We start from the raw sequence: 14,457 nt of genomic DNA, 5'->3' as shown, positions 1-14,457 counted from the left end.
CATGAAAATCGAAGAATCCTTAGTTTGTAAAGTATTCTGAATTTTCACTGTTACTACATTATACTTTACCAACAAAACTTTTGAATAGTTTTTTCTCTAATTTCTGATTTTTTTTTAGAAAAGGGGGGACATGCGTGGTGCATGCCCCCTTCTCATTTAGTTGATATCGACGTATTTGTACTGGTAGTCAGCACCGAATAGTTGACGGTTGAAGTTTTCGACGTTCGGACGGAGCAAGTAAGCGACACCCGCTTGGTAAAGCGGCATGATGGCTTGGTCTTGTTCAATCAAGAGCGTTTCTGCTTCTTTAAACTTGTCATAACGCGCATCGATTGCTGTTTCAGCTGATGCTTCATCAATCAACTTATCGTATGCTGCCGACTTGTAGTTGATGTCGTTTTGACCGTTGTCAGATGTGAAAATACCAAGGTTCGTGAGCGGATCTTGATAGTCAGGTCCCCAAAGGGCGAATGACATCTGATACTCTCCGTTCGCTTCGAGTTCGAGCTTGTTGTTGAACGGTTGTTGTGAGATGTTCACGGTCACGTTCGGCAAGTTCGATTCGAGTTGGCCTTTCATGTACTCTGAGATTTGTTTTGCTACTTCGCTATCGAATGAGAGAAGTTCGATCGTGACAGCTTCGCCGCCAGTCGCTTCTTCCCAAAGTGATGCCGCTTCGTCAGCGTTCGTCTCAAAGTGTGTTACGCCTTCTGCATAATCCGTTCCGTCTTCATACTTGATGAATTCTTTCGGGACGAACGAAGTCGTGGCGATTGAACCGTTGTTCAACAACTGATCGATAATCCCGGCTGGGTCGACCGCACGAGCGACTGCTTTACGGGCGTTGACGTCAGCAAAGAGTTCATCTTCATGGTTGAACTTGAAGTAACCGACTGTTGAACGAAGACCTGTGCTGTAGTCGTCGTTTTCTTGGAACGCTGCAACTTGTTCAGATGAGAGGCCGGCGTAGTCGACTTCTCCTGCTTCATACAAGTTAACGACTGTCGATGTGTCTTTGACGACGCGAACGTCGACTTTCTCTAGAGCTACATTCTCAGCATCCCAGTACGATTCGTTTTTCGTCAACACGTATCCTTGCTCGCGATCCCACTCCGACCATGTGAATGGACCGTTGTAGATGTGGTTTTCTGGAGTCGTCGAGAAGTCTTCGCCTTTTTCAGTCGCAAAAGCTTCGTTAATCGGTGTGAACGTACCGAACGATGTGAGCGAGATGAATGATGGGTCTGGACGCTCGAGTGTAACTTCAAGTGTCTTCTCATCGATTGCCTTCACACCGAGATCTTCTTTAGGAAGTTTACCCGTGTTGATGGCTTCGGCATTTTTAACTGTGTTCATGATGTACGCGTATTGTGAACCTGTTTCAGGATCCACGGCGCGTTGCCAAGCGTAGACGAAGTCGTTCGCTGTGACAGGTTCTCCGTTTGACCATTCCGCGTCACGAAGTGTGAACGTGTAGACCGTTTCGTCTTCACTCACTTCTGGTTCTCCTTCAGCGATGGCTGGAACGGCATTTCCTTCCTGGTCAAGACGATAGAGACCTTCCATCGTGTTGGCGATCAAGTTGAACGCCACAGCGTCCGTCGCGAGCGCCGGGTCAGCTGTTGTAATGTCAGACGTGTCCGTCAAGCGGAGAATCTTTTCTCCGTTCGAAGACGAACCGCCGTCAGAGTCTCCGCCAGTCGAGCAAGCGGCGAGCACTGAACCGAGTGCCAAGATGAGTGTCATCATGAGCAGAATCGATTTTTTCTTCATTGCGATGTCCCCTTTCTGAATCGTGAAGCATGGCGTTTCGTCGGACCGTAACATCTTACTTTTTCTTTAATTTTCTGAATATTTCATTTTGTATCCGACGAAAGAACGTTAGGGCTATTGTAAAAAATTTTTAATCAAACTGTCAACTCCCCAATAAACCGCTGTCATTTTTAACACGAACTTCTCGCCATATATGTGGCACAACAGGTATCATAGAGCCATAAGGCGGATGACTCGATGGAGCGCATCCACGCTGAAAGGAGTTTGTCACATTGAAAAATTTTAGAAGTATATTAATCGTTTGGGGAATTGTCACAATTGCCTACACCGTTTGGTCGAACTTGTCATACTACCAAGACGAGACGATCGGGTTCCATTTGAGTGGCGGCTTGTTCGTGGCCGGTATATTCGTCTTCGCGGTCGGGATGTTCTCTCATATGGGTGCCACCGGATTATTTGACGGGTTCATGTACGGGTTCAAACGCAATCGTCGGGCCAAGTTGAAAGAAATCGACCCTGACTACGAAGAAGACGAAGAAGCCTCACCAGAAGATCGAGCCAATCAAAAACGTTCGGCGTGGCGTTGGGTCTATGTCGGTGTCACGAGCGTCGTTCTTTCTTACGTGATCACCCTCGTTTGACCTTCCGATTTCACTGTCGATATGCTACACTATGCCTAGAACAATAGGAAACACAATGAAGAAGACAAGTACCTCGAATCCCCTTTCCCCCAGAGAGTCTACGTTGCTGCGAGTAGATGGAAAGCGTCGAGCGAATGGACTTCGGAGTGGCTCGCCTGAACGATAGTACGGCGAGACGGTCACGCCCGTTAACGCGATCAAGTGGCATGAGTTTCATGCAAATTTGGGTGGCACCGCGGTTATTCGTCCCGATTTATCGGGCGGGGAACCGCGGTTTTTTTATATTCTCTGGAGGTGCAATCATGGCAAAAATCTTTTCTGGCATTAAACCGACCGGCGTCGTCACGCTCGGCAACTACTTAGGCGCGATGAAACAGTTCGTCGAGCTGCAGGAAGAACACGAAGCGTTTTACTGTGTCGTCGATCTCCATTCAATCACGGTTCAATTGGACCGCGTCGAGTTGATGGACAACACGCGCAAACTTGCGGCACTCTATCTCGCTTGCGGTCTCGACCCTGAGAAATCGACGATTTTCGTCCAATCGGAAGTGAAGGCGCACGCCCAACTCGGATGGATGTTGACATGCATCGCCGGCATGGGTGAACTGAGCCGCATGACGCAGTATAAAGACAAATCACAGAACAGTGAGAATATCGGCGCTGGCCTATTCGTCTATCCGACCTTGATGGCAGCCGATATCCTCTTGTACGGCACGGAACTCGTCCCGGTCGGCGATGACCAAAAACAACACGTCGAACTGACGCGTGATTTGGCCGAACGCTTCAACAAACGATACTATGAGACGTTCACGATTCCTGAGCCGCTCATTCAAAAAGAAGGCGCGCGCATCATGAGTTTGACGAACCCAGTCAAAAAGATGTCGAAATCAGACGCGAACGCGAAGGGCTTCATCTCGATGCTCGATGAGCCGAACGTCATCCGTAAGAAAATCAAGAGCGCGGTCACGGACTCGAGCGGTGTCATCAGCTTCGACCGTGAGAACAAACCGGGCATCTCGAACTTGCTTGAGATTTACTCGCTCTCGACCGATACCCCAATCGATGATCTCGTCGAGCGCTACAAGGATTCGAATTATGGAACGTTCAAGCAAGACGTCGCCGAAGCGGTCGTCGCCATGCTTGAGCCAATCCAGAATCGCTATCACGAACTCGTCGACTCAGCTGAGCTCGATGCCATCCTCGATGCGGGCCGTGAGAAAGCGGAAGCCGTCGCCAACAAGAACCTCGCCAAAATCGAGAAAGCGATGGGACTCAACCGGAAACGGGCCAAAGTGAAGAAATAGCGTTTAGCCGCCCTTTGCATGCAAGGGGCGGCTTTTTTTGTACGGTATATTAACTTCATCTGAAGGCACAAAAAAAGAGACAGGCGTCCCTGTCTCTTTTCGTATGCATGTTGTTTCTTATTGCTCTTTGCCTTCGATGAATGCCCACTTGTACGAGTAGTCAGCGCCGAACGCGTGTTCAACGATTCCTTTAACGTATGGCTTCGTGAGGCGAGCCGATCCACGTTGGTAAACTGGCGAGATTGCGTTCTCTTCAAGAACGATTTTCTCTGCAGCTTGAAGGTCAGCCCAACGCTGTTCAGCATCTGTGCTTGATTTCGCAGATTCGATGAGTTTGTCAAATTCTTCGTTCGACCACTTACCACGGTTGTATGGTCCGTCAGTGACGAAGAGGTCAACGAATGTCATTGGATCCTGGTAGTCAGGGCCCCATCCAGCGAATGTCAACTCGAAATCACCTTTGTTCTCAAGGTCAAGTTTGTTGTTGAACGGTTGTTGCTTGATTGTAAGTGTGATACCTGGAAGGTTCTTCTCAAGTTCACCTTTGATGAACTCACCGATTTGCTTCGCAGATTCTGAGTCGTAGTTGAGGAGCTCGATTTCGACAGAGTCTTGACCGATTTCTTCAAGTCCTTTTTCCCAAAGTTCTTTCGCTTTGTCCACGTCGTAGCCGCCGATGTCGCCGTTAGCTTCACGGAAGTCCGCGCCGTCTGGTCCAGTTACGAAGTCTTTTGGTACGAGGTAGTTGGCAGGGATTGAACCGTTCGCAAGGAGCGTTTCAGAGATCGCTGCTTTATCGTAAGCCGCGTCAATCGCGTTACGGATGTTTTGGTTGTCGAGTGCTTCAACCGCAGTGTTGAACTGGAGGTAGAAGAGTGTTGGCTCAACGACAGTAGAGAAGTCTTCGTTGTCTTGGTATTGAGCAACGAGTTCAGAAGTCAAACCAGTACGGTCAACGTCGCCGTTTTCGTACAAGTTAACGCCTGTTGAAACTTCTTTAACGACTTTAACGTTGATTTCGTCAAGTTTGACGGCTTCAGCATCCCAGTAGTCGTCGTTTTTGACCATTTTCCAGCCTTGCTCGCGCTCCCAGCTTTCGAGTTTGAACGGTCCGTTGTAGAGAGTTGTCTCTGCAGATGTACCGAAGTTCTCGCCTTGCTCTTTGTCGAACGACTCAAGTTTAGGCATGAATACGCCGAAGCTTGTGAGACCGAGGAAGTACTCAGCTGGTGCAGTCAATTTAACTTCAAGTGTCTGCTCATCAGTAGCTGTGACGCCAACAGCGTCGCGCTCGCCTTTGCCTGTGTTATAGGCTTCAGCACCTTCGATGATTGACATAACGTAAGCATATTGTGAAGCGTTGTCCGGGTTAAGGACTTCTTTCCAAGCGTATTCGAAGTCGTTTGCAGTTACAGGCTCGCCGTTAGACCAAGTTGCGCCTTCACGGATTTTGAACGTGTACGTTTTACCGTCTTCAGAAACTTCGTGTGACTCCGCGATCCCTGGTGTTGGGTTATCTTCGTCGTCCATACGATAGAGACCTTCGTTAACGTTGTTCAAGACGTTGAATGAAACTGCGTCTGTTGCAAGCGTTGGGTTAAGTGAAGGGATGTCTGAGCTATCGAGCAAGTTGAGGACTTGCGCTTCATCAGCATTTTCTGATGCGTTATTGTCAGTTGTTGCTCCCTCTTCTTCCCCTGTCGAACATGCCGCTAGGAATGCGCTAGATAGAAGTGTTACCGACGTTGCTAAAGCAAAACCTTTTTTCTTATTCATTGCGATGACCCCCTGATTTTTTTCGTTTTAACGAAATGAACGATGGTAGAAAATTCTGATAGTTCACTTTACAAAATTTGTTACCACAATCCCGTTGAAGCAATAATACAATATTCTGATAATTTTGCAAAGTGTTTATTTTGATTTTTCTAAAAAATTTTTACTATAGGCTAAAAGCCCGCCTAGGGAGACGGGCTTTTAGCTCATTTTTCATAAACTTTAGAAAATGTTAGGACGTACGAAGGACCGATGACCGGAAAACCGATTTCCGCATATTTGGAATCAACCGTGTAAGATCTTCCAGCTTGGTAGATTGGAATAACGACAGCTTGTTCCAACAATCGTTTCTCGGCTTGTCGATACGTCTCGTTCCTGTCTGTAACCGCCTCGGTCGTACGTGCCTGTTCCATCAACCAATCGAACGGTTTATCGGCAAATCCGCTCGAATTCAAATAGTTATCTGACTCGAATTGAGTCAAATAGGCGCTGAATGCCGGGTAGTCCGGTTGCCAACCGGAAAGGGACAACGCGTACTCGCCTGCGACTTCTTTCCTAACTTTGTCCCCAAGTGGGAGTTCGACGACATTCACTTGAAGACCCGGAAGTTTTTCCAGTTCCGTTTCAATCGTCTGGGCGATTTGACGCGCTTCCTCATCGACAAAACTGAGCAACTCGATTTCAATCTCGTCTTCCTCGAGCCGCTCGAGCACTTCCTCGAACAGTGCGGTTGCTTCCCCATCGATCGAAATGTCGAGTTCCGCTTCGTCGGTGACGAGCAATCGTTCGGTCGTCACTTCAGCCCGTGCGAGCGAATCTTCCACTGTTTCCCGATTCAAGGCGAGGGCGAGCGAGCGCCGGAAATCGGCATCATCGAACGGATACTCGTCAACATTCGGTTTCAAATAGAAGACGCCACTTCGCGAGACGTCGACGAGCTTCCCTTCGAGCGAGTCGATTGTCGCCTCGTCCGTGCCGTATGGAATCGGATGGATACCATTAGGTTCTGAATCCAGGCCTTCATCCGCCAACATCATAATCTTTTCAAGCGTGACACGATCGGCGTCATAATACGCCTCGTTTTTCGTCAATGTGACTTGAGCCGCATCTAACGACTCAATCTGAAATGGGCCGTTCGCATCAAGCTCTTGCCATTCACCGACCATCGTCTGCGGCAAAAAGGCCGGCATCGCTAAAATCTGCTCGAACCCTTCCATCGGTCGTTCGAGCGTCAGTTCAAGTGTTTGCTCGTCGATTGCCTTCACGCCGAGCGTCTCTGGTTCTTTCGTCCCGAGGCTGATCGCTTTTCCGTTCAATACGTCCTCAAGGAGGAAACTGAACGGAGAATTCGTATCATCATCGGCGAGCATCCGGAAATGATTGACGAACGTTTCGGCCGTGACCGCATTCCCATTCACAGTTTGACTTTCTTTCAACTTGAACGTGTATGTCGCCCCGTCTTCTGATCGAGTCATCGTCTCGACGAGTCCAGGTTCGATCTCCCCGTCCGCACCGAAGCGATACAACCCTTCATAAATATGCGATAACACAGTTTGTGAACTCGGGTCGATGGCGAGCAGCGTATTCGGTTGCTCCGGTAACGGCTCCCCATGAATCGTCACGATTTGTTCTTCAGGTGGTACTAATTCTCGTGCCTGCTCTCGTTGTCCATACCATATAACGAAAAAAAGGATAAGGACTGAACCCAACAAGGCGGCACCGATGAAAAATCGTTTCATCTGGCATTCTCCTCTCTGTTAGCTCAACCCTTATACCCTACCCGTTTTTGCCACTTTTTTCTACTATTAGTCGTTTACTTTCGCGAACGCGAGCGTCGCGTTATGGCCTCCGAAGCCAAGTGAGTTGCTGAGTGCGTACTGGATATCAAGTTCCCGATTTCCGTCACGGACATAATCTAAATCGCAATCGTCTGCCGGTGTCTCACAGTTGATGGTCGGATGAATCCGTCCCTCATGAATCGATAGCGCCGTGATGACGGCCTCGACTCCGCCGGCAGCACCGAGCAAGTGCCCGATCATCGATTTCGATGAGTTGACAGCCAAGTTGTGCGCGTGCTCCCCGAAGACGTTGTGGATGGCTTTCGTCTCCAACATATCGTTGAGCGGTGTGCTCGTCCCGTGAGCGTTGATATATTGAACGTCTTCTGGACGAATCCCCGCGTCCCGAAGCGCCTCGTTCATTGCTTTCGATCCGCCTTCCGCTTCCGGTGACGGTGCCGTGATGTGGTAGGCGTCCGAGCTCATGCCGTACCCGACGACTTCCGCATACATTTTGGCTCCGCGCGCTTTCGCATGCTCATATTCCTCGAGAACGAGCACGCCCGCACCTTCACCCATGATGAAACCGTCGCGGTTCGCATCGAACGGACGGCACGCCGTGTTCGGGTCCGGATTCGTCGACAACGCCTTGTTGGCACAGAATCCTGAGAACGAGAGCGGTGTGATCGGTGCCTCGGCTCCGCCCGCGAACATGGCGAGCGCATCGCCACGTTGAATGACTTTGAACGCTTCCCCGATTGAGTTCGTCCCAGAGGCACAAGCCGTGACCGAACAGTTGCTTGGTCCTTTCGCCCCGAGATAAATCGAGACTTGACCGCTCGCCATGTTCGGAATCATCATCGGGATGAAGAACGGGCTGATGCGGCGTGGCCCACGCTCATGCAAGATGCTCGCTTGTTTGTCGATTGTCTCGACACCACCGATGCCACTTCCAATCCAAATCCCGACGTCGTCCGCGATTGCTTTCACATCTAGACCGCTATCCCGATGTGCGGCGTCAGCGGCTAAAATCGAGTATTGGATGAACGAATCCATCTTACGCGCTTCTTTCGGTTCGACCAAGTGATCGATGTTCCATTCCTTGACTTCTGCCCCGACTTTCGCCGGATACTGGCTAATATCAATCTTCGTTAACGTATCGACTGCATTTTCCCCGTTCAACAGTCGCTCCCACATTGCCGTAACGTCGTTCCCGAGTGGGGAAACGACTCCTAATCCTGTGATGACTACTCGTTTCATGCGTTAATCTCCTCCGTGATGTTAGCGTTATTCCATGTTAGACAACTCGCTCCCCATGTGAGCCCGGCGCCGAATCCGGCGACGACGACCGTCTGACCGTTTGAAATCTTACCGTGCTTGACCGCTTCGGCCAAAGCGAGCGGAATCGAAGCGGCTGACGTGTTCGCATGGTCTTGAATCGTGACGACGACTTTTTCTTCTTGAAGCCCTAGCCGTTCAATCGCCGCGTCGATAATGCGACGGTTGGCTTGGTGCGGCACGAGAACGTCCAGGTCATCAATCGATTTCCCGGCACCTTGTAGCGCCTCTAGCACGATATCTGGCATTTTACGAACGGCGAATTTGAATACTTCACGTCCGTTCATGACGATTTTACCTTCTTCATTCTCATATAAGAACTTTCCGCCTGTCCCATCACTGCCGAGCACGATCGACTCGATGGCGGCCACTTCGTCTTCACCGAGGACGACGGCACCTGCCCCGTCACCGAACAAGACGGCGGTCGAGCGATCGTCCCAGTCGATGAGGTTGCCCATCTTCTCGGCCCCGATGACGAGCGTCCGTTTCAAGCCTTTCGCGAGCATCATGCTCTTCGCCGTATCCATCGCGAAGATGAAGCCGCTACAGGCGGCACTGACGTCGAAAGCGACCGCTTGCTTGGCTCCAAGGTTGGCCTGGACGAGACAAGCCGTCGCCGGGAACGATGGCGCCGTCGCCGTCGCGCAAATAATCGCATCGATGTCTTCAATCGAGACACCTGCGCTTTGGAGCGCCCGCTCGGCAGCGTGTGTGGCCATATCGGCGACACTCAAGTCGGCGTCGGCCAAATGTCGTGCCTCGATCCCGGTGCGGGTCCGAATCCATTCGTCGCTCGTATCCATTCGTTTTTCCAAATCGATGTTCGTGATCCGGTTATCCGGAAGGAACGAACCGATCCCAATGATTCCAATGTTCATATTGATGACCCCTATTCTTAGTATCTGGTACTAATATAAGGGAATAAAAAAGGGATGTCCACGCATCCCTCTCGATTATTCACTTTGACCGAGTCGTTTCGTGACGGCCATGACCATTTTCGCCGAGTTGATCGATGCCGTCTCCAAAAATTCGTCGAACGACAAGTTCGCTTCCTCATCGGCGCTGTCCGAGATCGAACGGGTCACGACGAACGGAATCCCGAACTGATAGCACGTCTGTGCGATCGGTGCGGCTTCCATCTCGACGGCCGCGACGCCTTCGAAATGGCCAAGGATGTCGGCGACACGCTTCGAGTCGTTGATGAACGAGTCACCCGTCACGATAAGCCCCGTGTGGACGTTCACATCATGGAGGCTCTCAATCACTTCTTTACAGACATCCATCAAATGAGCGTCAGCCGTGTACGCTGCCGGCATGCCTGGCACTTGTCCGTACTCGTAGCCGAACGCAGTCACGTCAACGTCATGGTGCCGGACTTCGGTCGAGACGACGACATCGCCGACCTTCATCCCTTTTTTAAAGCCGCCAGCTGAACCCGTATTAATGACGACATCCGGTTTGAACTTGTCGATTAATAGTGTCGTGCCGATGGCCGCGTTCACTTTCCCGATTCCCGACTTCAAAATGACGACTTCGACGTTGCCGAGGTAGCCTTCATAGAAGTGATAGTTGGCGATTTCAGTGTCCGTGCGTTCTGTCAATTCGTTGCGGAGCAAGTTCACTTCTTCTTCCATCGCTCCAATGATTCCGATTTTCATTATAATTGCCTCCTCAGAAAGAGAGCGACATCCATGCGGAAGTCGCTCGTTTGTGTTACTTGATTTCTTTGATTTCGACGACCATGTCGCCGCCTGGCGTTTGGACGTTGACAACGTCCCCGACCGTACGGCCGAGGAGCGCTTTCGCGATTGGTGATTCGTTCGAGATTTTCCCTGTGAACGGGTCAGCCTCGGCGCCACCGACAATCGTGTACGTCTCGTTCTCGTTATCTTCTTGAATGAAGAACGTCACGGTCTTCCCGATCGCGACCATCGAGTTGTCAGCCACATCATCTTTGATGATGACTGCATTACGAAGCATCTCTTCAAGTTGAGCGATTCGTCCTTCGACCATTGCCTGCTCTTCTTTCGCTGCATCATATTCAGCGTTCTCAGACAAGTCTCCGAAATCGCGGGCAATCTTAATATTCTCAACGACTTCTTTACGGCGCACCGTCTTCAGTTCGTTCAATTCATTTTCGATTTTCGCTTTTCCGTCTAACGTCATGTAATGTTGTTTTTCAGCCATTTCTGTCACTCCTTCATTGTCTCCTAGTATATTACAGCTAGGTTAAATTGAAAACGATTTATTTCCCTTACGCGCGGTTACGTTCTGTGAGTACCCAGCGAATCTTCGTCACGAGCAAATCGATGGCGACAAAGTTCTCTCCGCCTTCAGGCACGATGATATCCGCGTAGCGTTTCGTTGGCTCACAAAATTGAAGATGCATCGGCCGGACGACGTTCGTGTACTGGGCGACGACCGAGTCGATTGACCGGCCCCGCTCGTTCAAATCACGTTGCATCCGGCGCAAGATGCGGACGTCCGCATCCGTGTCGACAAACACTTTAATATCCATCAAGTCGCGGAGACGATCGTCCTCGAGCGCCAAAATACCTTCCACGATGACGACATCGACCGGTTCGATCAAAATCGTCTGATCCGAACGCGTGTGTGCCGCATAGTCATAGACGGGCTTCTCGATGGCCTTATGTTCTTGCAGTTGTTTAATCTGTTCGATCAATAAATCGTTATCGAACGCGAATGGATGATCATAGTTCGTCTTGTACCGTTCTTCCATCGTCATCTCTGACTGGTCTTTATAATACGCGTCTTGCTCGATCATGACGACCGATTGTCCTTCGAACGCATCTACGAGTGCGCGGGCCACGGTCGTCTTGCCTGATCCGGTCCCCCCGGCCACGCCGATAATGACGGGTTTATGTTGCATCAAAGTTAAGTCCTCCTCATCGTAATTTACGACTGATTGCTAGGCCATCACCAAGGGGCAAAATTGCAGTATGATAATCGGTCCGTGCCATCAATTGCTCAGTAAACTCTTTCACGAGACGGACGAGACGGCGACGACGACGGTCAAGTACCGACACGTCTTCGAGCAGGACGTCCCCTCGTAAAAATAAATTATCGCTGTAAATCGTACCACCAATTGGTACTAAAGCGCCATACCCATCAAAGAATTTTTGATACTGACCTTTGGCCGCATCGATAAAGACCGCATCGAATTCTCCTTCGATCGTCCCGATTAACTCGACCGCATCCCCATGAATGACGGTGATTCGGTCCGATACGTCCGAGCGTCCGATAAAACTGAGCGCCTCTTCGTGCCGTCGCGCATTCCGCTCGATCGTGACGATTTCAGCGTCCGGTAACAGTTCGGCCATGCGAATCGCGCTGTAGCCGATGGCCGTCCCGACCTCGAGGATGCGCTTCGGACGTTGCATCGCGAGGAGCGACAGCAGCACTTCTGAACCGGTCAAGTCCATGATTGGAACGTGATGTTCTTTCGCGAACGCCTCCATCTCCGCCAACAGCGGGGACCGTGGCGTGACCAAGTTCTCCACGTAACCTTCATAGGATGAATGTTCCACGTCGTACACCTCAACCTCTCTATTCATTCAAACGACCGGAAGCCAAGGCTTCCGGTCGCATATCCGTCAATTGTTGTTTGCTTCTTCGAACGCTTCCCACTCCGGACGGTACTTGTTCACGTTTTGTTGGTGCGCCTCATATTCCACTTCGAACAAGACTTCCCCGTTCGGGAACCCTTCGCGCGGTGGTCGAGCGTAGAAATAAACGTTATCCGTATCGTTCGGATTGAGTGTAGCGACGAGTGCGTCACGACTGACCGAAGCAATCGGCCCAATCGGGATGCCCTCGTAGCGGTACGTGTTATAGAGCGAGTCGTTTTCAAGGTCGTTGAACGATGTGAAAATTGACGTCTCCCCGGTGCCGTACCAGACTGTCGGGTCAGACTGCAACTTCATGCCATCGGCCAAACGGTTTTCGAACACGCCGGCAATCTCTTGCCGGTCCTCTGTCGACACGGCCTCTTTCTCAACGACCGAGGCAAGCGCAAGCGTCTCATGGAACGTACGTCCCGACGCTTTAACCGCATCCCCATACTCGAGATAGAGCTGTTCGGTCGGCTTCAACATCTCATCGATGATCTGTGTGAGTGTGACACCTTTGTCGAACTCATACGTGGCCGGGAACAAGTAACCTTCGAGCGGATGGTAAATCCCATCAGCGAGTACTTCGTCGGTCAACATCTCATGCTCATTGACGAGCGAGCGGATATACTCTTCGTCGCTCAGTTGGGCCGAAATCTCTTCTTTCGGGATTTCTGCAACTTTAGCGAGACGTGAGATGACCTGATCGATTGTAAAGCCTTCCGGAATCACCAATTTGATATCCGGGACAACGATGACTTTCCCAGTTTTCAGCGTGGCGATCAACTCGTCAAGCGACTGTGACGGAGACAATGTATACGTCCCCGCTTGGAACGATGATTCATTTTTAAATCGTGTATAAAAACGGAAAATCGTGCTATTCCTCACGAGCCCATTCTCTTCGAGTAGTTCGCCAATGTACCCTGAACCTGCACCGAGTGGAACCTCGACCTCGACCGATTCGGTCGAAGACGGGTCGACGGGTTCGAGCGATCGTTTCACGAACGCATACGACACCGCGGCACCTGTGGCGATAACTAGAAGAAAGACAGCAAGGATGATGACCGTAATTCGCCGAACGATCCGGTTACGTGCACGCTTCTCATCAAACATCGATGGATGGTTCATGCGCATTTCTCCCCTGTTCTTCTGTTATGAAGATGGGCGACGAGGGTTTCCCCCTAGTCGCCCGCCCACGTATTAGTCTAATCCAACTTCGTCATTGACGATATCGAACGCTTCCATGACTTCCTCGAAGTCAGCGTCGTCTTCGACGATCTTCAAGACGAACTCTTCATCTTCAAGTTCTTCGATTTCGAACGCGTATACTTCGATTGTATCTTCGTCTTCCGTCTCCGGGTTGCCGACCGGCTCAAGAACGACAAACGTCTTGTTCGTGCGGTCACTCGTCATCCGGAAAATTTCTGCGAATAAATGCTCGTCTCCATTTTCATCTGGAATTCGGTACATTTCTTCTTCGTTACGGCTAAGTTCTGCCATACGTAATTCCTCCTTATTTGCCTGCGCGATCCAGGTAGTTTTGTAAAATCATGACGGCTGCCATCTTATCGATGACGGCCTTTCTCTTTTTTCGGCTGACGTCTGCTGAAATCAGCATCCGCTCCGCTTGCATCGTCGTCAAACGCTCGTCGACGAGAACCGTCGGCAAACCGGTCGCCTCGGTGAGGGCCGCGGCAAACGCCTGTGACGCCTCGCCCCGAGGTCCGATTGTCGCATTCATGTTTTTCGGAAGACCGACAACGACTTCTTTCACATCGTACTGCTCAATAATCGGTTGAAGCAGGCGGACGGCTTCGTCAAAGTCCGGCTCGGTCCAGTAGACCGTCTCCACACCTTGTGCCGTCCATCCCATGAGGTCGCTCACGGCGACCCCAATCGTCTTCGAACCGACATCGAGCCCCATGACTCGCTTCATATTAATCCTCTCTACGATCGTTCAAATACGATTTGACCAGCTCTTCGAGCAGCTCATCTCGTTCGATTTTGCGAATTAAGTTTCGCGCATCGTTATGACGCGGGATGTAGGCAGGGTCACCTGACAACAAGTATCCGACGATTTGATTGATCGGTTGGTAGCCTTTCTCCTCGAGTGCTTGATACACCGTGATCAGCGTTTCCCGAGTGTTGGCTCGATTATCATCTTCTGGAAAATTGAATTGCATCGTGCGATCCATTTGGCTCACAAGAATCCACCTCTTTC

General features: G+C 50.6%; 15 protein-coding genes and 1 other annotated feature. Of the genes, 2 read left to right on the top strand and 13 right to left on the bottom strand.

Annotated elements, in window-relative coordinates; translation table 11 throughout:
• Positions 1-156: 156 nt before the first annotated feature.
• Complete coding sequence (locus tag KNP85_RS11455) at positions 157-1,773, bottom strand: peptide ABC transporter substrate-binding protein (protein WP_058764496.1); 1,617 nt, start codon at positions 1,771-1,773, stop codon at positions 157-159.
• A gap of 272 nt (positions 1,774-2,045) precedes the next feature.
• On the opposite strand from KNP85_RS11455, the gene KNP85_RS11450 reads away from it, so the two are divergent.
• Both KNP85_RS11450 and trpS read left to right on the top strand, forming a co-directional pair.
• Positions 2,046-2,414, top strand: coding sequence for a DUF3899 domain-containing protein (locus tag KNP85_RS11450; RefSeq protein WP_029595787.1), 369 nt, complete (start codon positions 2,046-2,048; stop codon positions 2,412-2,414).
• A 46-nt stretch (positions 2,415-2,460) separates the two neighbouring features.
• Positions 2,461-2,668: a binding site (T-box leader), on the top strand.
• A 48-nt stretch (positions 2,669-2,716) separates the two neighbouring features.
• Positions 2,717-3,718 (top strand): tryptophan--tRNA ligase, encoded by a 1,002-nt coding sequence (gene trpS / locus KNP85_RS11445; RefSeq protein ID WP_021066942.1) that lies wholly within the window; start codon positions 2,717-2,719, stop codon positions 3,716-3,718.
• Between the two features lie 117 nt (positions 3,719-3,835).
• Here the strand turns inward: trpS and KNP85_RS11440 are convergent, their stop codons facing one another.
• The 12 genes from KNP85_RS11440 to KNP85_RS11385 form a co-directional block, all read right to left on the bottom strand.
• Entirely contained in the window at positions 3,836-5,494 is a 1,659-nt protein-coding gene (locus tag KNP85_RS11440) for a peptide ABC transporter substrate-binding protein (protein ID WP_214803128.1), read from the bottom strand.
• A gap of 203 nt (positions 5,495-5,697) precedes the next feature.
• Positions 5,698-7,230: a peptide ABC transporter substrate-binding protein gene (locus KNP85_RS11435; protein ID WP_214803125.1), complete on the bottom strand. Its 1,533-nt coding sequence runs from the start codon at positions 7,228-7,230 to the stop codon at positions 5,698-5,700.
• A gap of 66 nt (positions 7,231-7,296) precedes the next feature.
• On the bottom strand, positions 7,297-8,529 hold the full coding sequence (gene fabF / locus KNP85_RS11430; protein WP_021066939.1) for a beta-ketoacyl-ACP synthase II: 1,233 nt from the start codon (positions 8,527-8,529) through the stop codon (positions 7,297-7,299).
• Positions 8,526-9,485: a beta-ketoacyl-ACP synthase III gene (locus tag KNP85_RS11425; protein ID WP_214803116.1), complete on the bottom strand. Its 960-nt coding sequence runs from the start codon at positions 9,483-9,485 to the stop codon at positions 8,526-8,528. The genes fabF and KNP85_RS11425 overlap by 4 nt, the downstream gene beginning before the upstream one ends.
• 75 nt (positions 9,486-9,560) lie before the next feature.
• Entirely contained in the window at positions 9,561-10,265 is a 705-nt protein-coding gene (mtnN, locus tag KNP85_RS11420) for a 5'-methylthioadenosine/S-adenosylhomocysteine nucleosidase (protein WP_021066937.1), read from the bottom strand.
• A gap of 55 nt (positions 10,266-10,320) precedes the next feature.
• A complete protein-coding gene (gene greA, locus KNP85_RS11415; protein ID WP_021066936.1) occupies positions 10,321-10,794 on the bottom strand; it encodes a transcription elongation factor GreA in 474 nt (157 codons plus the stop codon).
• 67 nt (positions 10,795-10,861) lie between these two features.
• Positions 10,862-11,497: a uridine kinase gene (gene udk, locus KNP85_RS11410; RefSeq protein ID WP_021066935.1), complete on the bottom strand. Its 636-nt coding sequence runs from the start codon at positions 11,495-11,497 to the stop codon at positions 10,862-10,864.
• Positions 11,498-11,513: 16 nt separating this feature from the next.
• Positions 11,514-12,155: an O-methyltransferase gene (locus KNP85_RS11405; RefSeq protein ID WP_201455024.1), complete on the bottom strand. Its 642-nt coding sequence runs from the start codon at positions 12,153-12,155 to the stop codon at positions 11,514-11,516.
• 66 nt (positions 12,156-12,221) lie between these two features.
• Positions 12,222-13,364 (bottom strand): endolytic transglycosylase MltG, encoded by a 1,143-nt coding sequence (mltG, locus tag KNP85_RS11400; RefSeq protein WP_058763260.1) that lies wholly within the window; start codon positions 13,362-13,364, stop codon positions 12,222-12,224.
• A 72-nt stretch (positions 13,365-13,436) separates the two neighbouring features.
• The gene (locus KNP85_RS11395; RefSeq protein ID WP_021066932.1) at positions 13,437-13,736 is read right to left on the bottom strand and encodes a DUF1292 domain-containing protein; all 300 of its coding nucleotides are present in this window, start codon (positions 13,734-13,736) and stop codon (positions 13,437-13,439) included.
• A 13-nt stretch (positions 13,737-13,749) separates the two neighbouring features.
• On the bottom strand, positions 13,750-14,172 hold the full coding sequence (gene ruvX / locus KNP85_RS11390) for a Holliday junction resolvase RuvX (RefSeq protein ID WP_029595796.1): 423 nt from the start codon (positions 14,170-14,172) through the stop codon (positions 13,750-13,752).
• A gap of 1 nt (position 14,173) precedes the next feature.
• A complete protein-coding gene (locus KNP85_RS11385; RefSeq protein ID WP_029595797.1) occupies positions 14,174-14,440 on the bottom strand; it encodes an IreB family regulatory phosphoprotein in 267 nt (88 codons plus the stop codon).
• Positions 14,441-14,457: the final 17 nt, after the last annotated feature.

Origin of the sequence: Exiguobacterium sp. s194, assembly GCF_018618275.1 — a bacterium.
Taxonomy (GTDB): Bacteria; Bacillota; Bacilli; order Exiguobacteriales; family Exiguobacteriaceae; genus Exiguobacterium; species Exiguobacterium chiriqhucha.
The sequence above is the reverse complement of the archived record's forward strand: the minus strand, read 5'-3'. Positions and strand labels throughout refer to the sequence as shown.